General features: G+C 67.6%; 23 protein-coding genes and 1 pseudogene. 11 read left to right on the top strand and 13 right to left on the bottom strand.

Annotated features, from left to right (window positions below; genetic code table 11):
- A pseudogene (locus PMI02_RS27860) lies at positions 1–93 on the top strand (YaiI/YqxD family protein); the annotation flags it as partial.
- Here PMI02_RS27860 and PMI02_RS03855 read toward each other — a convergent pair.
- Together PMI02_RS03855 and PMI02_RS26910 are read right to left on the bottom strand one after the other, a co-directional pair.
- The gene (locus tag PMI02_RS03855; RefSeq protein WP_036502144.1) at positions 90–743 is read right to left on the bottom strand and encodes a TauD/TfdA family dioxygenase; all 654 of its coding nucleotides are present in this window, start codon (positions 741–743) and stop codon (positions 90–92) included. The pseudogene PMI02_RS27860 and the gene PMI02_RS03855 sit on opposite strands and share 4 nt — an antisense overlap.
- A gap of 15 nt (positions 744–758) precedes the next feature.
- Positions 759–905: a hypothetical protein gene (locus PMI02_RS26910; RefSeq protein WP_007679025.1), complete on the bottom strand. Its 147-nt coding sequence runs from the start codon at positions 903–905 to the stop codon at positions 759–761.
- Positions 906–1,155: 250 nt separating this feature from the next.
- Here PMI02_RS26910 and ahpC point away from each other — a divergent pair, with 250 nt between their 5' ends.
- Together ahpC and ahpF are read left to right on the top strand one after the other, a co-directional pair.
- Positions 1,156–1,722 (top strand): alkyl hydroperoxide reductase subunit C, encoded by a 567-nt coding sequence (ahpC, locus tag PMI02_RS03850; RefSeq protein ID WP_007679022.1) that lies wholly within the window; start codon positions 1,156–1,158, stop codon positions 1,720–1,722.
- A 159-nt stretch (positions 1,723–1,881) separates the two neighbouring features.
- Positions 1,882–3,489: an alkyl hydroperoxide reductase subunit F gene (gene ahpF, locus PMI02_RS03845; protein WP_007679020.1), complete on the top strand. Its 1,608-nt coding sequence runs from the start codon at positions 1,882–1,884 to the stop codon at positions 3,487–3,489.
- Positions 3,490–3,545: 56 nt separating this feature from the next.
- Here ahpF and PMI02_RS03840 read toward each other — a convergent pair whose 3' ends face one another.
- From PMI02_RS03840 to PMI02_RS03825, 4 genes are all read right to left on the bottom strand, one after another.
- Positions 3,546–3,785: a hypothetical protein gene (locus PMI02_RS03840; RefSeq protein ID WP_007679018.1), complete on the bottom strand. Its 240-nt coding sequence runs from the start codon at positions 3,783–3,785 to the stop codon at positions 3,546–3,548.
- Between the two features lie 212 nt (positions 3,786–3,997).
- A complete protein-coding gene (locus tag PMI02_RS03835; RefSeq protein WP_007679016.1) occupies positions 3,998–4,570 on the bottom strand; it encodes a Smr/MutS family protein in 573 nt (190 codons plus the stop codon).
- Positions 4,567–5,784 (bottom strand): murein transglycosylase A, encoded by a 1,218-nt coding sequence (locus PMI02_RS03830; RefSeq protein WP_036502154.1) that lies wholly within the window; start codon positions 5,782–5,784, stop codon positions 4,567–4,569. Before PMI02_RS03830 ends, PMI02_RS03835 begins: the two co-directional genes overlap by 4 nt.
- 143 nt (positions 5,785–5,927) lie before the next feature.
- The gene (locus tag PMI02_RS03825) at positions 5,928–6,620 is read right to left on the bottom strand and encodes a Tim44/TimA family putative adaptor protein (RefSeq protein ID WP_007679011.1); all 693 of its coding nucleotides are present in this window, start codon (positions 6,618–6,620) and stop codon (positions 5,928–5,930) included.
- Between the two features lie 383 nt (positions 6,621–7,003).
- Here PMI02_RS03825 and secB point away from each other — a divergent pair, with 383 nt between their 5' ends.
- The 3 genes from secB to trpS all read left to right on the top strand — a co-directional run bounded on the left by secB (position 7,004) and on the right by trpS (position 10,211).
- Positions 7,004–7,519 carry a protein-export chaperone SecB gene (gene secB / locus PMI02_RS03820; RefSeq protein ID WP_007679008.1) on the top strand — a complete coding sequence of 172 codons (516 nt, stop codon included), beginning with the start codon at positions 7,004–7,006 and terminating at the stop codon, positions 7,517–7,519.
- Positions 7,520–7,604: 85 nt separating this feature from the next.
- Complete coding sequence (murJ, locus tag PMI02_RS03815; RefSeq protein ID WP_007679005.1) at positions 7,605–9,167, top strand: murein biosynthesis integral membrane protein MurJ; 1,563 nt, start codon at positions 7,605–7,607, stop codon at positions 9,165–9,167.
- 24 nt (positions 9,168–9,191) lie between these two features.
- Positions 9,192–10,211 (top strand): tryptophan--tRNA ligase, encoded by a 1,020-nt coding sequence (trpS, locus tag PMI02_RS03810; RefSeq protein ID WP_007679004.1) that lies wholly within the window; start codon positions 9,192–9,194, stop codon positions 10,209–10,211.
- 213 nt (positions 10,212–10,424) lie between these two features.
- Here the strand turns inward: trpS and PMI02_RS03805 are convergent, their stop codons facing one another.
- The gene (locus tag PMI02_RS03805; RefSeq protein WP_007679000.1) at positions 10,425–11,078 is read right to left on the bottom strand and encodes an MOSC domain-containing protein; all 654 of its coding nucleotides are present in this window, start codon (positions 11,076–11,078) and stop codon (positions 10,425–10,427) included.
- A 207-nt stretch (positions 11,079–11,285) separates the two neighbouring features.
- On the opposite strand from PMI02_RS03805, the gene PMI02_RS03800 reads away from it, so the two are divergent.
- Positions 11,286–11,966 carry a DUF4136 domain-containing protein gene (locus tag PMI02_RS03800; RefSeq protein WP_007678996.1) on the top strand — a complete coding sequence of 227 codons (681 nt, stop codon included), beginning with the start codon at positions 11,286–11,288 and terminating at the stop codon, positions 11,964–11,966.
- Positions 11,967–12,115: 149 nt separating this feature from the next.
- Positions 12,116–12,283: a hypothetical protein gene (locus PMI02_RS03795; protein ID WP_238538974.1), complete on the top strand. Its 168-nt coding sequence runs from the start codon at positions 12,116–12,118 to the stop codon at positions 12,281–12,283.
- 8 nt (positions 12,284–12,291) lie between these two features.
- On the opposite strand, the gene dut is transcribed toward PMI02_RS03795, so the two are convergent.
- The 6 genes from dut to PMI02_RS03765 are packed head-to-tail and all read right to left on the bottom strand — an operon-like array spanning position 12,292 to position 18,549.
- Positions 12,292–12,762, bottom strand: coding sequence for a dUTP diphosphatase (gene dut / locus PMI02_RS03790; protein ID WP_007678993.1), 471 nt, complete (start codon positions 12,760–12,762; stop codon positions 12,292–12,294).
- Positions 12,746–14,092 (bottom strand): phosphopantothenate--cysteine ligase family flavoprotein, encoded by a 1,347-nt coding sequence (locus PMI02_RS03785; protein WP_007678987.1) that lies wholly within the window; start codon positions 14,090–14,092, stop codon positions 12,746–12,748. The genes dut and PMI02_RS03785 overlap by 17 nt, the downstream gene beginning before the upstream one ends.
- 37 nt (positions 14,093–14,129) lie before the next feature.
- Positions 14,130–15,263 carry a hypothetical protein gene (locus PMI02_RS03780; protein ID WP_238538973.1) on the bottom strand — a complete coding sequence of 378 codons (1,134 nt, stop codon included), beginning with the start codon at positions 15,261–15,263 and terminating at the stop codon, positions 14,130–14,132.
- A 17-nt stretch (positions 15,264–15,280) separates the two neighbouring features.
- Entirely contained in the window at positions 15,281–16,846 is a 1,566-nt protein-coding gene (gene ubiB / locus PMI02_RS03775; RefSeq protein WP_007678984.1) for a 2-polyprenylphenol 6-hydroxylase, read from the bottom strand.
- A gap of 7 nt (positions 16,847–16,853) precedes the next feature.
- Positions 16,854–17,594, bottom strand: coding sequence for a class I SAM-dependent methyltransferase (locus tag PMI02_RS03770; protein WP_007678983.1), 741 nt, complete (start codon positions 17,592–17,594; stop codon positions 16,854–16,856).
- Between the two features lie 40 nt (positions 17,595–17,634).
- Positions 17,635–18,549 (bottom strand): DMT family transporter, encoded by a 915-nt coding sequence (locus tag PMI02_RS03765; RefSeq protein WP_007678982.1) that lies wholly within the window; start codon positions 18,547–18,549, stop codon positions 17,635–17,637.
- A gap of 105 nt (positions 18,550–18,654) precedes the next feature.
- On the opposite strand from PMI02_RS03765, the gene mutM reads away from it, so the two are divergent.
- The 3 genes from mutM (at position 18,655) to dnaA (ending at position 21,914) form a co-directional block, all read left to right on the top strand.
- Positions 18,655–19,467: a bifunctional DNA-formamidopyrimidine glycosylase/DNA-(apurinic or apyrimidinic site) lyase gene (gene mutM, locus PMI02_RS03760; protein WP_007678981.1), complete on the top strand. Its 813-nt coding sequence runs from the start codon at positions 18,655–18,657 to the stop codon at positions 19,465–19,467.
- A 143-nt stretch (positions 19,468–19,610) separates the two neighbouring features.
- A complete protein-coding gene (rpsT, locus tag PMI02_RS03755; RefSeq protein ID WP_007678979.1) occupies positions 19,611–19,871 on the top strand; it encodes a 30S ribosomal protein S20 in 261 nt (86 codons plus the stop codon).
- Positions 19,872–20,480: 609 nt separating this feature from the next.
- Positions 20,481–21,914, top strand: coding sequence for a chromosomal replication initiator protein DnaA (gene dnaA, locus PMI02_RS03750; protein WP_036502140.1), 1,434 nt, complete (start codon positions 20,481–20,483; stop codon positions 21,912–21,914).
- The last annotated feature ends 60 nt before the right edge of the window (positions 21,915–21,974 follow it).

The following is a 21,974-nucleotide window of genomic DNA, read 5'->3' as shown; positions in this document are numbered from 1 at the left end:
GGCGGGCCGCCGCCGTTCGGCAAGCAGGACCGCTCGCGCTTCCTCTCCGCGCTGGACGAGACGCTGGTGCGGCTGCTGCGGGCCGGGCGCTAGGCGGCCGGGGCGGCCTGACCCTCGCGCAGGGCTTCGACCTGGCTCATGAAGCTGTGGGTGCCGAGTTGCACCCGCCGCATGATGCGGCTGCCGCGCGAAATTTCCGCCACCTCGGGCCGCGCGTGCTGGACCGCGATGTTGTCCCAGACCAGGAGATCGCCCTCGCGCCAGACGTGCTCGTACTGGGCCTCCGGCGCGTAGAGCACCGCGAACAGCTGCTCCAGCACCTCGGCGCAGCGAACCTCGTCCATGCCCTCGATGCGGTCGACATGGTGTTCGGTGACGAACAACAGCGGGCGCCCGGTCGCGGCGTGGGTCATGCGGACCGGGTGCCAGTGCTCGAACACCGGCAGGCCGAGGTCGATGTGGCCCGCGCTCTCGTAGTAGTGTCGCGCCTTGCGGTCGTGCAGTTCGGACCGGAGCCCCGGCTGCAAGGCGTCCCAGGCGGCGGCGGTGCTGACGAAAGTGGTCGCGGTCCCGCCCTCCGGCAGCGCCAGCGGATAGAGGCAGATGCCGGCGAGCGGATGCTCGACGAAGGTGATGTCGGAATGGAACGGCAGGCGGTAGCTGCCCGCCGGCTCGGCATTGTCGAGCACGGTCCACGCCGCGCCCTCGACGATCACGGGGCCGAACCAGCCGGTCACTTCCACCTGCCGTTCGGGCGGCTATCCGACCGCGTCGCGAAACACGAGCAGGTGATGGTCGTGATAAGCCTGGCGCAACAGGGTGATCTCGTCGCCGGTCCCGCCGTGAAGGGCATCGAACCCGGTGACTTCGGCCCCGAAGCCTTTGGGCAATGCAGTGATCAGCATGCCGTCTTTCCTCTCCCCTGGCTTTCGAGCCGCGACTCGCGCCGTCCCGGGCATGTGTAGCGCCTGCTATCTAGGCACTTCGCCGGCGGAACCGCAACACGGCGCATCTCATCGACGCATCCGCACAATCCACCGTCCACTGATCGCCTGACCCGATCAGGTCAATCGGATCATGGGCCTACAAATCGTCACGCCGCCGGGCTATCTCCGTCTCGTCAGTTTCAACCACCCAACGAGGGAGAATACATCCATGGGTATCGTCGGCAGCCACATCAAGCCGTTCCAGAACACCGCCTTCCAGGCAGGCAAGGACTTCTTCGACGTCACCGAGGCGGACATCGCCGGCAAGTGGGCCGTCTTCTTCTTCTACCCGGCGGACTTCACCTTCGTGTGCCCCACCGAGCTGGAAGACCTCGGCGAGCAGTACGCGACGCTCCAGGGCCTCGGCGTGGAAGTCTACGGCGTTTCGACCGACACGCACTTCAGCCACAAGGCCTGGCACGACACCTCGGAGACCATCGGCAAGCTGACCTACGCTTTCCTCGGTGACCAGAACCACGCCCTGACCAACAACTTCGGCGTGCTTCGCGAAGGCGTCGGCCTGGCCGACCGCGCCACCTTCGTGGTCGATCCGGACGGCGTGATCCAGCTGGTCGAAATCACCCCCGAGGGCGTGGGCCGCAACGCGGTCGAACTCGTCCGCAAGATCAAGGCCGCCAAGTACTGGCGCGAGCATCCCGGCCAGGTCTGCCCGGCCAAGTGGGAAGAAGGCAGCGACACGCTGGCTCCCTCGCTCGACCTCGTCGGCAAGATCTAAGACTACCCGCGACACCCTTCGGGTCGCGTGAAGGTGCGCGGCCCGGGGTTTCCCCCTCCCCCGAGCCGCGCCCTATCGCCCAGTGCATGAGGCGCGGCCGGCGGGAAACGCCCCGGGCCGCCCCCTTTCTCCCAACGCAATTTCCAAAGGACCACGACCATGCTCGACGCCACCCTGAAGCAACAGCTCTCGCAATACCTCGGCATGCTGCGCGAGCCGATCGAGCTCGTCGCCTCTCTCGGCGACGATGCGAAGTCCACCGAGACCCGCGAGCTGCTGACCACCATCGCCTCGCTCTCGGACAAGGTCTCTGCCACTTTCGACGGCGACGACGCGCGCCGTCCCAGCTTCATCATCCGCCGCGCGAGCGACGCGAGCGCCTGGGTGCGCTTCGCCGGCCTGCCGCTCGGCCATGAGTTCACCTCGCTGGTCCTCGCCCTGCTGTGGGCCGGCGGCCATCCGCCCAAGGTCTCCGACGAGGTGCTGGAGCAGATCCGCCTGCTGGAAGGCGGCACCGAGTTCGAGATGTACTTCTCGCTCTCGTGCCACAACTGCCCCGACGTGGTGCAGGCCCTCACGCTGATGTCGCTCAACAACCCGCACGTCAACGCGACGCTGATCGAGGGCGGCACGTTCCAGGCCGAAGTCGAGGAGCGCGGCGTCATGGCCGTCCCCGCCGTCTTCCTGAACGGCAAGATGTGGGGTTCGGGCAAGATGAGCGTCGAGGAAATCCTCACCAAGCTCGACACCGGCGCCGACGCCAAGGCCGCTGCCAAGCTGGCCGAGAAGGCGCCCTTCGAAGTGCTGATCGTCGGCGGCGGTCCCGCCGGGGCTGCGGCTTCGGTCTACACCGCACGCAAGGGCTTCTCCACCGGCATCGCCGCTGAGCGCTTCGGCGGGCAGGTCCAGGACACCATGGGCATCGAGAACTTCATCTCGGTCCCCTACACGGAGGGCCCCAAGCTCGCCGCCGCGCTGGAATCGCACGTCGCCGAGTACGACATCGACGTGATGAACCTGCAGCGCGCCGAGAAACTGATCCCCGCGACCGAAGTCGGCGGCTATCACGAGGTCGTGTTCGCCAACGGCGCTTCGCTGAAGGCCCGCAGCCTCGTGCTCACCACCGGCGCGCGCTGGCGGAACCTTGGCGTTCCCGGCGAGGAGCAGTACAAGAACAAGGGCGTGGCCTACTGCCCGCACTGCGACGGCCCGTTGTTCAAGGGCAAGCGCGTGGCGGTGATCGGCGGCGGCAACTCCGGCGTGGAGGCGGCGATCGACCTCGCCAACATCGTCGGCCACGTCACCCTGATCGAGTTCGATGCGAAGCTGCGCGCCGACCAGGTCCTGGTCGACAAGCTGGCCTCGATGAAGAACGTCGACATCTTCACCTCCGCCCAGACCACCGAGGTCGAAGGCGACGGCGAGAAGGTCAACGCGCTGGTCTACAAGGACCGCACCACCGGCGTGGAACACAAGGTCGAGCTGGAAGGCGTGTTCGTCCAGATCGGACTGGTGCCCAACACCGAATGGCTCAAGGACTCGGGCGTGGCGCTTACCCCGCGCGGCGAGATCATGATCGACGAGAAGGCCGCGACCAACCTCCCCGGCATTTTCGCCGCAGGTGACGTGACCACGGTGCCCTACAAGCAGATCATCATCGCCATGGGCGAGGGTTCGAAGGCGGCGCTCTCCGCGTTCGACTACCTGATCCGCAACGAGGCTCCGGAAGAGATCGCCCAGGCCGGTCAGGCCGCCAAGGCCGCCTGAGCCGCAGGCGATAACGAGAGGCGGGCGGGAGTCGAAAGACTTCCGCCCGTTTCGTGTCAGGCCGGCATGAAGGGGTCGTCGATCACCGAGAACTCCAGCGTCATATACCTCGCGCCCCGCTCGTTGCAGACGCGCATCGACCAGAGTTCGTCGGGGCGGAAAGTCTCCGCCGCCTGCTGGATCAGGTATCCGGCGAAGCGCACCGCCTCCTTGCGCGCGGCATCGATGTCAGGAAGCTCCACGCCGTCGAAGTCCTGGGCACGGCCATCCTGTACGTGGAAGAAGAAAAGAGCCATCCGCAACTCCGTGGACCTGCAACGGGGCGCTGCAATTCCTTGCGCGAGCATAACTTCCCGGGATCGTTACTCCAAACCGGCGCGGAGGATTTTGGATCGGATGCGGCACTACATATATCACGCCGCAGCCACAATTATACCGCGACTACCGTGACTTGAGAAGTTACGGTCACTTTTGAACATTCCAGAACGGACGCTGTATTACCAGCAGTTCAGCGCCGTTTCCTCAGCACAACGTAGATCGCGCCCTGCCCGCCATGGCGGCGGTGGGCGCCCCGGATGGCGACGATGTCCGAGGCATGGTCGCTCGCCGCCAGCCAGTCGGCGACCTTGGCGCGGATCGCGCCGCGAGCGGTGCCCCGGTCGGCGGCGTCCACCGGGCGCGGCTTGCCGGTGACGATCAGCACCACCCGCGCGCCCATCGACTTCGCCTGCGTCAGCCCGTGCATCAGCCGCGAATAGGCCTGGTCGAGCGTGGAGCCGTGGAGGTCGAGGCTGAAATCGGGCATCAACGTGCCCTTGGCGATGCGCTTGTCCCACGATCCGTCGAGGTGCGCGGGCGCCTCGGCTTTCGGCTTGGCGGGCACGGGCTTCGGCGCGAGCGGCGGGGGAACGCGGCCCTTCACGCGCCTGGCCGGAGGCAGCGGCGCGGCGGGCGCAGGCTCGGGCACGATCTTCGGCTGCTCGGCCAGCTTGCGGGGAGGCACCAGCGGCTTCACCGTGCGCGCGACCAGCGCCCAGACCTGCGCTTCCTGCGGCGTGAGCCCGCGGCCCGGTCGTCTCATCGCGTACCCGGCCCTGCGCCCAGGCGCGCCAGCGTCCCCTTGGGTACGAGCACCAGCGCGCTGCCCCGGCCGCTCATGCCGCCCGCCACGGTGCGCGCGCGGGTGCCCGCGCCCCAGAACGTGTCGAAACGGTTGGCGCCCTTGATGGCGCCGCCGGTGTCCTGAGCGACCCAGATGCCGTTCGCCTCGCGCCGGTCGAGGTCGAGCCAGACGGGGGCGCCGAGCGGCACGAAACGAGGGTCGGCCGCGACCGAAGCGCCGCCCCGCACCGGTACGTTCAGCGCGCCGAGCGGGCCGTCGCCGTTCAGCACCTTGAAGAACACCCACGAGCGATTCTGGTTCATCAGCGCATGGCCCTCGACGGGATGCTCGCGGATGTATTTCATGATGCCCTGCATCGAGCCGGAATACTGCCCAGGCCCCGAGCCGACGAGCCCCCGGTCGCGCATGACGCCGCCGATGCCGGTGTAGGCGAGGCCGTTCTGCCCGGCATAGCCGATGCGCGTCACCGTGCCGTCGGGCGCCACGAGACGCCCCGAGCCCTGCACCTGGAGGAAGAAGAACTCGACCGGATCGGCGGCCCAGGCGATCTCCAGCCCCTGCCCGCCGAGCGCCCCGTTGGTGATCTGCGCGCGGTCGAAGTAGCTGGTGAATCTGCCGTCCGGCCCGTAGCGGCCCAGCGGCATCCGGCCGTCCTTGAGCGGCTGCGCGTCACCGGGACGCGCGCGCACGAGGTCGGGCGGGAAAGCGTAGACCGGTACGGAATACCCCGGCTGCGGGGTGCGCGACCCGGCGATCTCGGGCTCGTAGTAGCCGGTGGCATAAGCCGACCCGTCGCCCACGCGCACGGTCTCGAAGTAGCTGGCGAAGAAGCCGATGGGCGAGGCCGTGCCCCATCCGGCAGCGGCGGCGCAGGCGGCGCGCCAGTCGGCGGGGCGGGTCAGTCCGCTGCCGTCGGTGCGCGAAGTCAGGCGCGCGCAGCTTTCGCGGAACGAGGCGAGCGCGCCGGCGGCCTTGGCGGCGGTCATCGGCAGCGAGGAGACGGCAGGCCCGGCGCGCACGCCCAAGACCAGCGCGTTCTGCGGCGGGGGCGGCAGCGGGGTGGAGGGACCCGGGCGAACGGGAGGACGGACCGGCGGCCGGGTCGGCGATGGTCCGCCGGTGGTGGGAACGATGCCGCCGCATGCAGCCAGCACGGCGACCATGGCCGTCATCAGAACCGCGCGCGCGGACCTTTCGGCGATCGCCGGCGCCTTCCCCCAAAGCTGCAAGATCGCCCTCCCCTTAACGCCAAAGCCCCGCACACGAAGGCGCGGGGCAGTTCAGGCGCGAATGGATATCAAGCCCAAGCGGGCGATCAACCTTCGTCGGTCTCTTCGAGCAGCCAGTCGGGATCAGGCGAGTTGACCGCGCGGCCAAACGTCCACAGGTCGATCGCCTCGATCGCATCGTCGAGCGAACCGGCGATGACATTACCCTCGGCGTCGCGGGTGACGGCGGCGATGTCGGTGCGGAAGCGCAGGGTGATGCGCGCGAAACCGCTTTCCACGCCGGCAGCGACGAGCGTCGTTTCCTCGATGCGGATCAGGCGGTTGTCGAGCGTTTCACCGGCAGCGATACGTGCGTCGATGGCATCGGCGAAGCCGGCATAGACGTCGTCGTCGCAAAGGTTGCGCAGTTCCGCCTTGTCACCCTTCCAGAAGGCTTCGAGGATCATGCGGTAGGCGCTGCGGGCGCCCTCGACGAAGGCGGCGGCGTCGAAGCGGCGGTCGATCTGGGCGATCTCGGCGAGGCCGCGCTCCACCGACGGCGAGGCCAGCGGCATTTCGCGCAGGCGCTGCGGCTGCTGGGTGCGGGCCCGGTCTTCACCGCGGGCATCGGGCTTGGCGGGCGCGGCGACGCGCGGTGCGCCCGGCTGCTGACCCTGACGGCCCTCGAAACGACCCTGGATCGGTTCTTCCTCATGCTCGGCACGGCGGCCGAGCACGGAGTAGAGCCGCAGGCCGAGGAAGGCTGCGATCATGGCCAGGATCACTATTTCCGGTGTCACGTCCCTAAATCCATCCCTTCTGTCCGCACGGCCTGCAGTGGATATCGGCTGTCGACATCCGGGCATCAGCGGCGGCCGGCTCCGGCGTTTGCGGCAGGAGCCTCACGGAGAGACTCCGGCGCATCGCGCCTTAGCTCTCCAACATAGCCCCAGATAGGTAGTCATTACAAATGAACAACGCGTGAGCGGGCGGAGTGGGGTATTTTTCGCCCGGTCGAAGCCGCTTTCGCTGCGATCCGCACTGCCCTTGCGCCGTCCTGAGCCCTATCGGGACATACCGACTACAATTTTCCGGATGCTCGGGTGTTCCCCGATCCTGCAAAATGTTTTAGGCGGCCACCCACGCACATTTTTCCAGTTTTCATTTTCGGGACGATCATCAGATGGCCGACGAAGGCAACATCATTTCCGACCTCAACCTCGGCAACGGCGAGGACTCCGCGCCCGCAGCCGGTATCATCTCGCAGTACGTCAAGGACCTTTCGGTCGAGAACCCGAACTCGCCGGAGAGCTTCGCCTGGCAGGAACAGCCTGAAGTCGACGTGCAGTTCAACATCGGCGCGCGCGCGATCGAGGGCGAGGTCCACGAGGTCGAGCTAAAGATCACCTGCTCGTCGCGCACCAGCGCCGGCGTCGCCTTCGCCGTCGAGCTGAGCTACTGCGGCCTCATCGGCATGCGCAACCTCGAGGAGCAGCAGGGCCACGCCTTCCTGTTCGCCGAGGCCCCGCGCATCCTGTTCCCCTTCGCCCGCCGCGTCATCGCCGATGCCGTGCGCGATGCGGGCTTCGCGCCGCTCATGCTCGAGCCGATCGACTTCAACGGCCTCTACGTCCAGCAGCTACAGGCCCAGGCCGCGCAGGCCGAAGCCGGCATGGGCGAGCCTGCGGGCCACGCCTGAACGAACTCCGGGCGGGGCGCGACATGGCGCCCCGCTCCCTTAATTGCAGATGAAAGCGGCGTTGTGTGACAGGGATACGGCGCGCATGAACCTTGCAAAAGCCCTTGCCAGCGTCGGCGGGCTGACGCTGGCCAGCCGCGTGCTCGGCCTCGTGCGCGACAGCCTGTTCGCTCGGTTCGTCGGCGCGGGCTTCGCCTCGGACGCCTTCCTGATCGCCTTCCGCCTGCCCAACATGTTCCGCGCGCTGTTCGCGGAAGGGGCCTTCGCCTCGGCGTTCATCCCGATGTTCAACAAGAAGGTCGGCGACACGAGCGGGCCGGGGCTCCCGGCGGGCATCCTCTTCGCCGAGCAGGCGCTGTCGGTGCTGCTGCCGATCCTGATCGCGATGACCGTGGTGCTCGAAGTCCTGGCCTGGCCGGTGACGCTCATGCTCTCCGGCGGGTTCAACGACGTCACGACGGACCAGTTCGCCTTCGCCGTCTCGCTCAGCCGCATCACCATCCCCTACCTTGCGCTGATCAGCGTGGTGTCGCTGCTGGGCGGCATCCTCAATTCGATGAACAAGTTCTGGGTCAACGCCGCCGCGCCGATCCTGCTGAACCTGACGCTGATCGTGGCGCTGCTGGGCTTCCATGCCGACGACCCGCTCGTCACCGCGCGCAACCAGGCGATCGGCGTCTCTGTATCGGGTGCGCTCCAGCTGCTGTGGCTGGTCTGGGCCTGCCGCGCCAACGGGGTGTCGATGCGCCTGCGCATGCCGGTGTGGAACGCCGACGTGAAGCAACTGCTCAAGCTGGTGCTGCCCGCCGCCGCCGGGGCTGGCGCGGTGCAGATCAACCTCGTCATCTCGACCGCGCTGGCCGCCTACCTGCTGGCGCACGGTTCGGTGACCTACATCTACATGGCCGACCGGCTGAACCAGCTGCCGCTCGGCCTCATCGGCATCGGGCTCGGCACCGTGCTGCTGCCGACGATCTCACGCCAGCTCGGTGCCGGGCAGGAGGCAGCGGCCATGGAGACGCAGAACCGCGGGCTCGAACTCGCGCTGCTGCTCACCCTGCCCGCCGCCGTCGCCCTGATCGTCTGCGGCGGCCCGATCGCGGCCGCCCTGTTCGGCTACGGCAAGTTCGACGCCAACGACGTCGCCCGCACCGCCGAGGCGCTCGCCGCGTTCTCGATCGGCCTGCCCAGCTACATCCTCGTCAAGGTGCTGACGCCGGGCTTCTACGCCCGGCAGGATACCCGCACGCCGGTCCGCTACGCCATGATCTCGATGGCGGTGAACCTTGTCGGCAACCTCATCCTGATCGTGCCGCTGCAGCACATGGGTCCGCCGCTGGCGACCGCGATCGCCTCCACCGTCAACGTCGCCATGCTCTACTGGACGCTGGTGAAGCGCGGCCACTTCGTCGTCGATGCGCGCCTGCGCCGCCGCGCTCCGCGCCTCGCGCTGGCGGCGGTCGCGATGGGCGCCGCGCTGTGGTTCGGGCAGGGGCTGATGACGCCTTACCTCCACGGCACATGGGCGGTGCGCGGGCTGACGCTGGCAGTGCTGGTCTCGGCCGGCTGCCTCGTCTATGGGCTCGCCACGTTGGTCTCGGGCGCCTTCACCCGCGACGACCTCAAGCTCCTGCGGCGCCGCCGCTAACCGACCATCCGAAACGGGAATTCCATGCGTATCGTCTCCGGCATCCAGCCCACCGGCAACCTGCACCTCGGCAACTACCTGGGCGCGATCCGCAACTGGGTGGCCATGCAGGACAAGGTCACGGCCGAGGGGGGCGAATGCCTCTATTTCCTGGCCGACCTCCACGCGATCTCGATGCCGCACGTCCCCGCCGACCTCGCCGCCAACACGCGCGAGATGATCGCGGCGCTGGTCGCCTGCGGGCTCGACCCCGAACGCTCCATCCTGTTCAACCAGGGCCAGGTGCCCCAGCACGCCGAACTGCAGTGGCTGCTGAACGGCACTGCGCGCATGGGCTGGCTGAACCGCATGACGCAGTGGAAGGACAAGGCGGGCAAGAACCGCGAGGGCGCCAGCGTCGCGCTGTTCACCTATCCGGTGCTGCAGGCTGCCGACGTGCTGCTCTACCAGGCCACCCACGTCCCCGTAGGCGAGGACCAGAAGCAGCATCTGGAACTGGCGCGCGACATCGCGCAGAAGTTCAACAACGACTTCTGCACCGAAGACGCGCCGCTGTTCACGCTGCCCGCGCCGTTCATCCCGCCCGAGGCCGCGCGCATCATGAGCTTGCGCGACGGGACCCAGAAGATGAGCAAGTCGGACCCCTCCGACATGAGCCGCATCAACATGACCGACAGCGCCGACACCATCATGCAGAAGGTGAAGAAGGCCAAGACCGACCCCGAGCCGCTGCCGTCCGAAAAAGCGGGCCTGGAAGGCCGTCCCGAGGCCAAGAACCTCGTCGCGATCTACGCGGCGATGGCGGGCAGCACCGTCGATGCGGTGCTGGGCGAGTTCGGCGGCGAGGGCTTCGGCAAGTTCAAGCCCGCGCTGGGCGAACTGCTAGTCGAGAAGCTCGGCCCCATCAACGAGCGCTTCCTGGCGCTGCGCGAGGATATCCCCGCGCTCGACGCGATCCTGCGCAAGGGCGGCGAAAAGGCCCGCGCGCTGGGCATCCCGACGCTGCAGAAGACCTACGACGCGCTCGGCATCATGCGCGGCTGAGGGCGGGCGCCGTCGGCGGGGCTGGGCGCCGGGACTTGACGGCGGTTTCTTTCCGAGCCGGGAGGACGCCGCCCTTGCCTGGGCGCTTTCCTACATCGAAGACGCCTGCCAAACTCCTGCCCGCTCTTTGCATCGTCCGCAAAATCCGGTCCCCCCGCCCTTAGGGAAACGGCGCACGCATGCCTTTCATCAACTTGCGCGTCATGCAACCGCTCAACCGAGCAGCTTCGCCCGCCGCCCTTTCCACGGCGCCGCGAGCGCGGTGACTTCTCCCAGCGCCTCCAGCCCGGCGCGGTCGGTCTTGTGGTCGCCGGCGATGAGGAGGCCGAAGACGCGCAGCACGCTCCAGTCGGGGAACGGGCGGTCGACCAGTTCCATCGCCTCCCCCGCTTCGACCTCGCCTTCCTCGACGACGCGGTAGTACCAGCCGGGACGCCGCGACTTGATGCACGCCGCATTGACCCTGGCGCCGTCGAAGCGGTGGTCGAGCTTCCAGCACGGCTGACGCCCCTGGCTCACCTCGACGAGCGCGCTGCCCAGCCGCCAGCGGTCGCCGATGCAGACGGTGTCCTCGGTCAGCCCGGCCGTGGAGATGTTCTCGCCGAACGCGCCGTAGCTGCCCAGCAGCGGATGGTCGCCGATCGCGCCGCGCCAGAACGCGTAATGGTCGTGAGGATAGTGGTGGATCGCCTTGTCCGGCCCGCCATGCACCGAAAGATCGGCCTGTGCATCGCCTTCCAGCCCAAGCCGATGGGCGCGGATGCGGCCCGCGACCGGCACCTTGCCGATGGCACTCGGCTCGCCGGGCCCACGGAACGGAGCGACCTTGCCGCACTGGAGCGAAAGTATGGGAACCGGGCTGTTCATCGTGCTCTACCCTTCCTACATGAAGGACAAGCGATCAAGTCGTCGGATCAGTTGGACGGCGGGTGAACGGGCTGCACGGCCCGCCGCACGCCAAGTTCATTCAAGCGCTATTCAGGGCATTGATTTTACGACAGTATCGCAAAGAATCGAAGGCCGCGCCGGGGATGGGCGTCAGGGGCTCTTCGGAGTTCGTGGAGCAGACAAAAGATGAAACACCATTCCGGATCGCAAATAGGCAGGCTTCGCCTCGCCGCAGCCGCCGCGCTGCTCATGGCCCTGGCCGCCTGCACGACGCCGTTCAAGGCCGACGTCTCGCGCTTCCAGTCGCAGCTACCGGCTCCTGCGGGCCAGACTTTCGCCATCGTCGCCGACGATCCCAAGCTGTCCGGCGGGCTCGAGTTCGCCACGTACGCCTCGATCCTGCGCGATCGCATGGCCAAGGTCGGGTATGTCCCGGTCGAGGACCCTGCCAGCGCCAATCTCGTCGTCCGCTTCAACTACGGCGTCGATTCGGGCCGCGAGCGCGTTCGCTCCACCCCGATGGCCGGTTCCTACTGGGGTCCCTGGGGCGGCTACGGCGGCTACGGCGGCTTCTACGGACGCCGCGGCTGGGGCGGTTGGGGCTACGGTGGTCCCTGGGCCTATGGCTTCTACGATCCGTTCTTCGACAACGGCATCGAATCGTACACCGTCTTCACCAGCGGTATCGACATGAAGATCGACCGCGTCGCCGATGGCCAGCGCCTGTTCGAAGGCAAGGCCGAGGCCGTTTCCTCCTCCAATCGCCTGCAGTATCTCGTCCCCAACCTGGTCGAAGCCATGTTCACGAATTTCCCCGGGAACTCCGGAGAGACCGTGCGCATTACCGTCGCGCCGGAGAAGAAGTGACCTTCTGACGAAATTTGACTGACAGGCTCCCCCCTGCGAAGAGTGGGAGACACCGAGGGGCGGGTCCGCTGAAATAATGCGGGCCCGTCCTTTTGCTATGGCGGCGGTGCCCCGTCAGTATGTTCGTCCGGAGACCGATGCACAATTTCATGGCCATCCTTTCCCAGCTCTTCTGGGGCGTCACGATCGGAGCGTTGACCACCGCTTTCGAGACGCTGGCCAAGGGCGCGGTGATGATCGGCGGTCTCGGCGGCGCGAGCTGGTACGGCCTCAAGTGGCGCAAGTCGCGCCGGGAGAAGGAAAAGAGCGGCGATTGAGCACGGGCTCAGTTGCCCAGCGCGACTACCCCGCCGGTCGAGCCGAAACCGCCTTCGCCGCGCACGGTTTCCTCCAGTTCATCGACTTTCAGCCACGAAGCGCGCGTCACCGGCGCCAGCACGAGTTGCGCCACGCGGTCGCCGCGGAGGATCGAGAACGGTTCGGCGCCGAGGTTGATGAGGATCACCTTCAACTCGCCGCGATAGTCCGAATCGACGGTGCCGGGCGAATTGGGCACGCTGATCCCGTGCTTGAGCGCGAGGCCCGAGCGCGGCCGGACCTGGATCTCGAACCCGGCAGGGATCGCCACCGACAGGCCCGTCGCCACCGCATGGCGCGCGCCGGGGGCCAGCGTCACGTCCTCGGCCGAGACCACGTCCATGCCGGCCGCGCCTTCGGTGGCGTAGGCGGGCAGGTCCAGTCCCTCGCCGTGAGGCAGGACCTTGACCATGACGGGGACTTCAGCGGGGGAGTGCATCGGTAAACCTTTCGACGAGGATGCGCGCGACATCCTCCTTGGGCATTTCGGGAAGCGAGATCACGTCGTCGGCGGTGACGATGTGGACGGCGTTGGCATCGCCCCCCATGACGTCGCCCGAGACGTCGTTGGCGATGATCCAGTCGGCGCCCTTGCGGACGCGCTTTTCCTGGGCGTAGCGGATCACGTCCTGCGTTTCGGCCGCGAAACCGATCACCAGCGCCGGGCGCTGCGGGCTTTTCGCGAGGGTGGCGAGGATGTCGGGGTTCTCGGTAAGCTCCAGCGCGGGAATGCCGCCGCCCTGCTTCTTGAGCTTCTGGTCGGCCGAGCGCGCCACGCGCCAGTCGGCGACGGCGGCCACCATGACGGCGATGTCGGCGGGAAGCGCCTGCGCCACCGCCTCGGCCATTTCGAGCGCACTTTCGACGTCGACCCGGTCCACACCCGGGGGTGTCGTCAGATGCACCGGGCCCGACACGAGCGTCACACGGGCGCCGGCCTCGGCGGCGGCGGCGGCGATGGCGAAGCCCTGCTTGCCCGACGAGCGATTGGCGATGTAGCGCACAGGGTCGATCGGCTCCCACGTCGGCCCGGCGGTGACGAGGACGTGGCGGCCGTAGAGCAGCCGGTGCTCGGTGCCGCGATCGAAATCGGGCTGCCCGGCCAGCGCATCGAAGGGCTGCGGGGCGGCCCCTCCGGTGACGAGATGGTTGATCGCCTCGGGATCGGTGGGCGGCGCCGGGCGGGCATCGCCCTTGGCAGCGAGCGCCGAGCGTGGCGCGGGAGCGTCACCGCCGAGCGCCCAGACGATCCGCTGCCAGATCGCGTCGATCTCGGGCAGGCGGCCGGGCCCGAACTCGCCGCAGGCCATCGGGCCTTCGTCGGGCTCCATCACGTCGACCCCGGCACCGCGCAGGGTCGCGACGTTGCGCACGGTGGCGGCGTGCTGCCACATGCGCACGTTCATCGCCGGGACCGCCATGACCGGCTTGTCGGTCGCCAGCAGCAGGGTGGTCGCGATATCGTCGGCGATCCCCGCCGCCATCTTGGCAAGGAGATCGGCGGTGGCGGGGCAGACCACCACCAGGTCGGCCTCGCGGCTGAGCTGGATGTGGCCCATCTCCGCTTCGTTCTTCAGGTCCCAGAGCGTGGTGTGCACCGGCTTTTCGGACAGCGCGGCGAGCGTCATCGGGGTCACGAACTTCGACCCGCCCTCGGTCAGGACGCAGGTTACCGAACCGCCGTTCCTGCGGATGGTGCGGACGAGTTCGCAGGACTTGTAGGCAGCGATGCCGCCGCCGACGACGAGCAGAATCCGGGGTCCGTTCATGACCCGGGCTTTTGCAACAGCGGGCAGGGACACGCAATCAGTTTGCGGAGCGCCTGATCTGCGCCGCCGCCAGAAGCTGCGACACCGCGCGCGGCGCGAAGACGATTCCGGCGAACATGGCGGGCGCGATCATCGCGCCCCAGTAGAAGTTGTCCCACCGCCCCGCGATCATGAAGGCCGCGCCGTAGCCCGCGCAGAGCAGGAAGCCCAGCAGCCCCGAACGGCTGCGCCAGCCGAGCCAGCCGAAGGTCATCAGGATCACCGCCGGTCCGGCAAGGAAGTGCGGGAGCCAGCGCAGGTTGCTCGACTGCACGACATTGGCGAGCCAGCCCGTCATGCCGCGCAGCACCAGCCAGGGCGGGCCGTGGCGGTCGCTCGGCAGCACGTCCCGTGCGATGAGGGCGAGGTGCCAGCAGAGCCCGGCGAAGAAGAGCAGGATGAGCAGGCTCCAAGCCGCCCCTTCGCGCCAGTTGCGCTGCCACAGCGCGAAGGCGGCCATGAGCATGACGTAGGGCAGCGTATGCTCGCGGATGGCCAGCGCCAGCGCGGCCACGAGCAATGCCCCGACCCAGCGGCCATCCTTCCCGTTCCGCCCGATCCGGTGCAGGCCGAAAGACAGCGCCATAAGCCCGCCCGCCCACAATTCGTGAAGCGGGAAGTAATGGCGGTTGAGCCCCAGCGAGGCGCCGACGAACACCAGCGCCGTGCCCAGACGCCTCACGCGCCCGTGGTCCTCCGGTTCCTCGCCCAGCCGCTGCCACCACACCGCGATGATCGCCAGCATCAGCGCGATGGCGGCGACAAGCTGCCCGGTCTTGCCGAGCCAGGCGTCGATGTAAGCGAGCGTCGGCAGGCGCACGGCGATGCCGGGGTTCACCGGGTAGTCGCGTCCGCGCTGCTCGGGGACGATGAAGTCGTAGTAGTTCTCGCCCCTGGCGATGCGCTCGATCGCGACTTCGTAGAGGGCGATGTCCTCGTCGTAGGGCTTGTCCTTGGTGTCGACCGCCTTGCCGGCGGTATCGACCGGCCCCTCGACCGGACCGACCCATGGCGAGCGGTTACCCGGCTTGTTGGTCGGCACGATCATGGACGCGATGAGCACGACGACCAGCGCCGCCAGCACCGCCCGCGCGGCGAGCGGCGACAGACACGCGAACCACCCTGTCGTCACGACAGGGGCCGCGGGCCTCAGGCCAGAAGTGTCCAGTACGTCAGTGCCCACGCCGCAGTGCCCCCGAGGATTGCGGCCAGAGCATAGCCACCCCAATGGTTACTTTCACGTTTACGAGCCCAGATGATGTCGACATCGGGAAGCGGCGCCTGCTCCGGAGCGCCGCCCTTGGCGGGGAAGCTCTCTTCGATCCGGCGGACCAGCGCGGGCAGCCGCAGCAGGGTGTCGACGTCCTCGCGCAGACGGTCGACGATGACTGCCTCGGGGCCGAGTTCGTCGCGAATCCATCCCTTCACGAAAGGCGCCGACACGTCCCACATGTTGATCTTGGGATCGAGCGCGGTCGCCAGCCCTTCGACCATGACCATGGTCTTCTGCAGCAGCAGCAGGTGCGGCTGGACCGCCATGTCGAAATCGCGGGTGATGGCGAACAGGCCGTCGAGCATCTGTCCGACCGACAGCTCCGACACCGCCTTGCCGCGCATCGGCTCGCCCACCGCGCGCAGCGCCGTCGCGAACTCCTCGACCGTATGATAGCTGGGCACATACTGCGCCTCGAAGTGAATTTCCGCGACGCGGCGGTAGTTGCCCGTGGTGAGACCGTAGAGAATCTCCGCCAGCCACAGCCGTGCCTGGCGGTTGATCCGGCCCATGATGCCGAAATCGATGGCGACGATGGTCGTGTGGCGCCCCGCGCCGCCCTGCACGAACAGGTTACCCTGGTGCATGTCGGCGTGGAAGAACCCGCAGGAGATCGCCTGGGTGAGGAAAGTCAGCACCAGCCGCCGGGCGAGCGCGGGCAGATCGTACCCGGCCTCTCGCAGCGCGCCAAGGTTGCTCATCTTGATGCCGTCGATCCATTCGAGCGTCAGCACCGAACCGTTCGTACGGTCCCAGTCGATTGCAGGGACGCGGTAGTCCTCGATACCTTTCATTGCGTCCGAAAGCTCGGAGGCCGAGGCCGCCTCGCGCCGCAGGTCGAATTCGCGCAGGGTCCAGCGCTTGAGATTGGCGATGACCGCGCGCGGGCGCAGGCGCGTCGCCTCGCCGCCCAGCGCCTCGAGGTGTGCCGCGGCCCATTCATAAGTATCGACGTCGCGCGTGAACTGCTCGCGGATGCCGGGGCGCAGGACCTTGACCGCGACCTGCCGCCCGTCGAGCGTCACTGCCCGGTGCACCTGCGCGATCGAGGCGGCGCCTACGGGGTCCTCTTCAATGCTGGCGAACAGCGTATCGATGGGGCGGCCGAACGTGCTCTCGATCTGGGTGCGGATGGCCGCGAAAGGCACCGGCGGCAGGCTGTCCTGCAGGCTCAGCAGGTTCCGCGCGGGTATTTCACCAACAAGGTCCGGCCGCGTCGCCAATGCCTGGCCGAGCTTGATCGCGGCCGGGCCGATCTCCTGGAAGGCACCGGCATAGTCGGGCTCCGGCGACTGGCGCGCCCCGAGGCGGGCGATGCGGCACAGCCGCTTGACCGGCGCGGGCGCGTTACGGTCGTTTTCGATCCCGCGCAAAGCGCCGTGACGCGCGAGGACGCGAGCCCACTTGAGCAGGCGCCAGATGTGGACGGGAGTGCTGGTCACGCCGGGCTCAGACCTTCCAGCCCGAATGGATCGCGACGAGGCCGCCCATGATCGGCTCGACCTTGGTATGCCTGAAGCCGGCCTCGCGGATCATGCGCTCGAACTCGGGCATCGGCGGGAAGCGGCGGATCGATTCGATCAGGTAGCGATACGAATCGGCATCGCCCGCGATCATCTGTCCGATCTTGGGCACCAGCTTGTGCGAGTAGGCGTCGTAGACTTCCTTGAAGCCGGGCCATTCGGTGGTCGAGAATTCGAGGCAGAAGAAGCGCCCGCCGTAGTTCAGGACGCGGTGCGCCTCGGCCAGCGCCTTGTCGATGTGGGTCACGTTCCGGATGCCGAAGGCGATCGTGTAGGCGTCGAAGGAACGGTCGTCGAAAGTCAGCTCCTCGGCGTTCTGGCGCGACCAGACGAGGGTGTCGATGCCCTGGTCCATGGCGCGCTCGATGCCGACGTCGAGCATGTCCTGGTTGATGTCCGAGACGGTGATGCGCGCGCCCGCCTTCTCCATGCGGAAGGCGATGTCGCCGGTGCCGCCCGCCATGTCGAGGATCTGCTCGTGCGCGCGCGGCTTCACGCGGCGCACGAACTTGTCCTTCCAGACCCGGTGCATGCCGCCCGACATGGCGTCGTTCATGATGTCGTACTTGCGCGAGACGGCGGAGAAGACGGCGCCAACGCGCTCCTCCTTCTCCTCGGGACGGACTTCTTCGTAGCCGAAGGAAACGGTATCGCTGGTTTCGCTCATGGGGTCAGTCCTCTAACCATCCGCGCGGGGGCGCGCCACCTTAGTTTTGTTTCGCGCGTCCGGGCCGCGATGCCAGCGCCGCGATCGCGATGCCCGTCAGGATCAGCGCCATCCCTGCGAAGTGGTAGCCCTCAAGCCGCTCGCCGAGCAGGAGCGCCGACAGCAGCGCCCCGAACAGCGGCATGAGCGTGATCGCCTGCCCCGCCCGGCCCGCGCCGAGCCGCGCGGTCGCGGTGTTGTATATGAAGTAGGCGAGGACCGAGGGAAACACGCCGACATAAGCGAAGGCCGCCAGCACCCGCGGGCTCCAGTGGACCGACAGCCCCTGTCGCCACTCCCACATCGCCAGCGGCGCCATGGCCAGCGCGCCGATCACGAAGACCAGCAGCAGGAAACTCGAAGCCGAGATCGCCGGCTTCCTGCGCAGCAGTACCGTATAGAGCGCCCAGACGAGCACCCCGCACAGGATCAGCGCATCGCCCACGCCCAGCCGCAGGCTCGACAGTGCCGATATGTCCCCGCGAAACACGATCCAGACCACGCCCAGCGTCGAGGCGACCACGCCTGCGATCTGCAGCCCCGTCGCCCGCGTCCCGAAGATCGCGCGGTCGAGCACTAGCACCAGCGCCGGGATCGAGGCCTGCAGCAGCAGCGCGTTGGCGGCAGTGGTGTGGTGCAGGCCGGAATATATGAAGGAATTGAAGCAGACGATCCCGAGGAACCCGAGCGCCAGAATCCAGCGCCACCCGGCCAGCGCTGCCGCCCGCTCCGCCACCAGGGTGCGCACGGCGAAGGGCGCGATCACCAGCACCGCGACCAGCCAGCGCCCGAAGGCGAGCGTGAAGGGCGGGATGTCGCCCCGCACGCCCCGGCCGGTGATCGAGTTCCCCGCCCAGAACAGCATCACGAGGCCGAGCAGGAGGAAGGCACGCGTATTCGATCGGGATTCGGGCATGGCCAATGCCTTAGCGGCGGCACGAGTCGCTGACGAGGGCGATTGCCGGGTCTCGTGCAGTGCGGGATTGGCTCGGGCGGCCCGTGTCCCTATCTGGATCGTGTCATGCCAGAACTTCCGGAAGTAGAAACCACCGTCCGCGGCCTCGCCCGCTTCCTCGAGGGCGAGCGGATCACGCGCGTCGCGGTCAACCGCCCGGACCTGCGGCGGCCCTTTCCGCTCGACCTCGTCCAGTCGCTGACGGGCGCGCGGGTGACCGGCATGGGCCGGCGCGCGAAATACGGCCTCATCCATACCGACCGCGAGCAGACCATGGTCTTCCACCTCGGCATGTCGGGCCGCTGGCGAATAGAGCCAGAGACGCCCGACAAGCACGACCATCTCGTACTGGAGACCGGCGCGGGCCACGTCCTTGCGCTCAACGATGCACGCCGGTTCGGCTCGGTCGACCTCGTGCCGACCGCCGGACTCGATTCGTGGGGCGCGTTCGCCGCGCTCGGCCCCGAGCCGCTGGGCGACGGGCTGACCCCGCGCCACCTGCAAGGCGCCTTCGCGGGCCGCATCGCGCCCATCAAGCAGATGCTGCTCGACCAGACGATCGTCGCGGGGCTCGGCAACATCTATGTGTGCGAGGCGCTGTTCCGTGCCGGCATCCGCCCCGACAAGGCGGCGGGCCTCGTCACCCTCCCCGCGCTATCCCGGCTGGTGCCCGCGATCCAGGCCGTGCTGGGCGAATCAATCGCGGCAGGCGGCTCCACCATCCGCGACTACGCGCAGCCGAATGGAGAGCTGGGCTATTTCGCCGCCTCGTGGCAGGTCTACGGACGCGAGGGCGAGGCCTGCTCGTGCGGGGCGCCGGTCCTGCGCTTCGTGCAGGGCGGGCGCAGCACCTTCTGGTGCCGCAAGTGCCAGAAATAGGCGGTTTGAGCGAGCCCGTCCGGGTTGACGCAAAGCGCCTTCATCGCTAAGGGCCGCGCTTTCCGGCGAGTCCGCTCGCCACAGCAGATTCGTTAGGCATAGGCCGCCCAGTCAGCAGTTGGGGGTCAGACAAAGGAAATTCGATGGCCAATACGCCGCAAGCCCGCAAGCGCATCCGTCGCAACGATCGCCGCGCCGAGATCAATACCAACCGCGTCAGCCGCATCCGCACTTTCGTCAAGAAGGTCGAAACGGCTCTCGACGGTGGCGACAAGGCTGCCGCCGCTGAAGCGCTCAAGGCTGCACAGCCCGAGCTGGCTCGCGGCGTCGCTCGCGGCGTGCTTCACAAGAACACTGCTGCGCGCAAGCTGTCGCGCCTGACCAAGCGCGTCGCCGCGCTCTGAGTCGCAGGCCGATTCGCATTTGAGGCGGGTGCGGGGCACCTGTCTCGAAGCACGAAACAAGAACGGAGCCGGGGTCGATGATCCCGGCTCCGTTTTTGGTTTTTGCTGCAGTGCAGCACGGGCTTCATTAAACTCACGGAAATGCTGCGATTCGGGACGCTGCGACGCGGAACACTCTGAATCTAAAGCACATTACAGTTCGGCGACGGAAATCGGCGGGTCGCGAGTGAGTCAACAGCCATAATTTTATTTATTTGGGGAGGGGCGTCTTGCTTGTGAGGCGAACGCCTTCCTAAAAGGGGGCTCGGCCGTTGCGGAACTGGCCGGGGAAACATCGATAGCGTCTGGAACAACGGCCGCAAACATGCGTTTGCGGCTGGGGGAAGGTTTTACCTTTGCCGCCTTCCACCACCGCTTCCGATGTCGAGCCTTCGTCCGCAACGCAGGGGTGTTCACGCGAACGTTATGCGAGCGTTCATGCGAACGAGGGGAGTTCGACCAGTGTCAAATACGTCAACAGGCCACCCCTCGGTGGTGCCCCCGGTGAACCCGATGGTCGAACAAGGTGCGAACGGCGTGAACAGGAAGTCTAAGGCGGTGCGAGTGTCGATGGAAGAAGATCAGGAAGCCGTGAACCTGGCGGCGGACTGGGCGGACATCAGCCAGGGCCTGCGCAAGGACCTGGGACATCAGGCGCACAGCCAGTGGATCAAGCCGATCCAGCCGGGCAACTACTGCGCGGAAACCGGCACGCTCGACCTCTACCTTCCCACCGAATTCTCCGCGAACTGGGTCACGGACCGATTCGCCGACCGGCTCTCGCTGGCCTGGAAGATCGCCCGCCCCGACGTGCGCCACGTTCGTATCCTCGTGCATCCCGGCCGCCGCCAGCTTCCCGAACTGCGCCTCGGCAACGGCGGCCGCCCGTCGAGCGCGCCCGCGAACGATTCGGCGCAAGGCTCGATCGACCCGCTCGGCGTCGCCCTCGCGGGCGAATCATTCGCCGCGCTCGGCCAGGGCCCTGCAGGCATCGACGCCTCGCAGACCTTCACCAGCTTCGTGACCGGCACTTCCAACGTGCTCGCCTGCAACGCGGCGCAGCGCATGGCGGCGACCGAGACGCCGCAGTTCTCGCCGCTCTACCTCAAGGCCGCGACCGGCCAGGGCAAGACGCACCTTCTGCACGCGATCGGCCACGCCTATCTCGCCAGCCACCCGCATGCCCGGATCTTCTACTGCTCGGCCGAGCGCTTCATGGTCGAGTTCGTGCAGGCGCTGCGCCAGAACCAGATGATCGAGTTCAAGTCGCGCCTGCGGGGCTTCGACCTGCTGCTGGTGGACGACATCCAGTTCATCATCGGCAAGGCGTCGGCGCAGGAAGAACTGCTCTACACGATCGATGCCCTGCTCCAGGAAGGCAAGCGCCTCGTCTTCGCCGCCGACCGGGCGCCCCAGGCGCTCGACGGTGTCGAGCCGCGCCTGCTCTCGCGCCTGTCGATGGGCCTCGTCGCCGACATCCTGCCCGCCGACATCGAACTGCGCCGCTCGATCCTCGAAAGCCGCCTCACGCGCTTCGCCTCGATCGTGGTGCCAGCCGATGTCATCGAGTTCCTCGCCCGGACCATCAACCGCAACGTGCGTGAACTGGTCGGCGGCCTCAACAAGCTGATCGCCTACGCGCAGCTCACCGGCCAGGCCGTGTCTCTCCAGCTCGCCGAGGAACAGCTCACCGACATCCTCTCGGCGAACCGCCGCCGCATCACGATCGACGAGATCCAGCGCACGGTCTGCCAGTTCTACCGCATCGACCGCACCGAGATGAGCTCGAAGCGCCGCGCCCGCGCCGTCGTGCGCCCGCGCCAGGTTGCCATGTACCTTGCCAAGGTGCTGACCCCGCGCTCGTACCCTGAGATCGGCCGCAAGTTCGGCGGCCGCGATCACTCGACGGTCATTCACGCGGTCCGCCTGATCGAGGAACTGCGTACCCGGGACGCGGACATGGACGGTGACGTGCGCTCGCTCCTGCGCCAGCTCGAAAGCTGAATAAAATCCGCCGCGTTTCCGTTCGCGGCGGAAATCTGCCATTTCGGCGCGGGAATTAAC

Origin of the sequence: Novosphingobium sp. AP12 (assembly GCF_000281975.1) — a bacterium.
Taxonomy (GTDB): domain Bacteria; phylum Pseudomonadota; class Alphaproteobacteria; order Sphingomonadales; family Sphingomonadaceae; genus Novosphingobium.
This window is presented reverse-complemented; position numbering and strand designations above follow the sequence as displayed.

Excerpts from the sequence above, each read along its gene's own strand:
- murJ (WP_007679005.1), top strand. The coding sequence starts at position 7,605 with ATGAACCTTGCAAAAGCCCTTGCCAGCGTCGGCGGGCTGACGCTGGCC.
- trpS (WP_007679004.1), top strand. The coding sequence starts at position 9,192 with ATGCGTATCGTCTCCGGCATCCAGCCCACCGGCAACCTGCACCTCGGC.
- PMI02_RS03800 (WP_007678996.1), top strand. The coding sequence starts at position 11,286 with ATGAAACACCATTCCGGATCGCAAATAGGCAGGCTTCGCCTCGCCGCA.
- PMI02_RS03765 (WP_007678982.1), bottom strand. The coding sequence starts at position 18,549 with ATGCCCGAATCCCGATCGAATACGCGTGCCTTCCTCCTGCTCGGCCTC.
- PMI02_RS03770 (WP_007678983.1), bottom strand. The coding sequence starts at position 17,594 with ATGAGCGAAACCAGCGATACCGTTTCCTTCGGCTACGAAGAAGTCCGT.
- ahpC (WP_007679022.1), top strand. The coding sequence starts at position 1,156 with ATGGGTATCGTCGGCAGCCACATCAAGCCGTTCCAGAACACCGCCTTC.
- PMI02_RS26910 (WP_007679025.1), bottom strand. The coding sequence starts at position 905 with ATGCTGATCACTGCATTGCCCAAAGGCTTCGGGGCCGAAGTCACCGGG.
- secB (WP_007679008.1), top strand. The coding sequence starts at position 7,004 with ATGGCCGACGAAGGCAACATCATTTCCGACCTCAACCTCGGCAACGGC.
- PMI02_RS03795 (WP_238538974.1), top strand. The coding sequence starts at position 12,116 with ATGGCCATCCTTTCCCAGCTCTTCTGGGGCGTCACGATCGGAGCGTTG.
- PMI02_RS03830 (WP_036502154.1), bottom strand. The coding sequence starts at position 5,784 with ATGACGGCCATGGTCGCCGTGCTGGCTGCATGCGGCGGCATCGTTCCC.
- PMI02_RS03840 (WP_007679018.1), bottom strand. The coding sequence starts at position 3,785 with ATGGCTCTTTTCTTCTTCCACGTACAGGATGGCCGTGCCCAGGACTTC.
- dut (WP_007678993.1), bottom strand. The coding sequence starts at position 12,762 with ATGCACTCCCCCGCTGAAGTCCCCGTCATGGTCAAGGTCCTGCCTCAC.
- rpsT (WP_007678979.1), top strand. The coding sequence starts at position 19,611 with ATGGCCAATACGCCGCAAGCCCGCAAGCGCATCCGTCGCAACGATCGC.
- PMI02_RS03835 (WP_007679016.1), bottom strand. The coding sequence starts at position 4,570 with ATGAGACGACCGGGCCGCGGGCTCACGCCGCAGGAAGCGCAGGTCTGG.
- mutM (WP_007678981.1), top strand. The coding sequence starts at position 18,655 with ATGCCAGAACTTCCGGAAGTAGAAACCACCGTCCGCGGCCTCGCCCGC.
- dnaA (WP_036502140.1), top strand. The coding sequence starts at position 20,481 with ATGGAAGAAGATCAGGAAGCCGTGAACCTGGCGGCGGACTGGGCGGAC.
- PMI02_RS03785 (WP_007678987.1), bottom strand. The coding sequence starts at position 14,092 with ATGAACGGACCCCGGATTCTGCTCGTCGTCGGCGGCGGCATCGCTGCC.
- PMI02_RS03805 (WP_007679000.1), bottom strand. The coding sequence starts at position 11,078 with ATGAACAGCCCGGTTCCCATACTTTCGCTCCAGTGCGGCAAGGTCGCT.
- ahpF (WP_007679020.1), top strand. The coding sequence starts at position 1,882 with ATGCTCGACGCCACCCTGAAGCAACAGCTCTCGCAATACCTCGGCATG.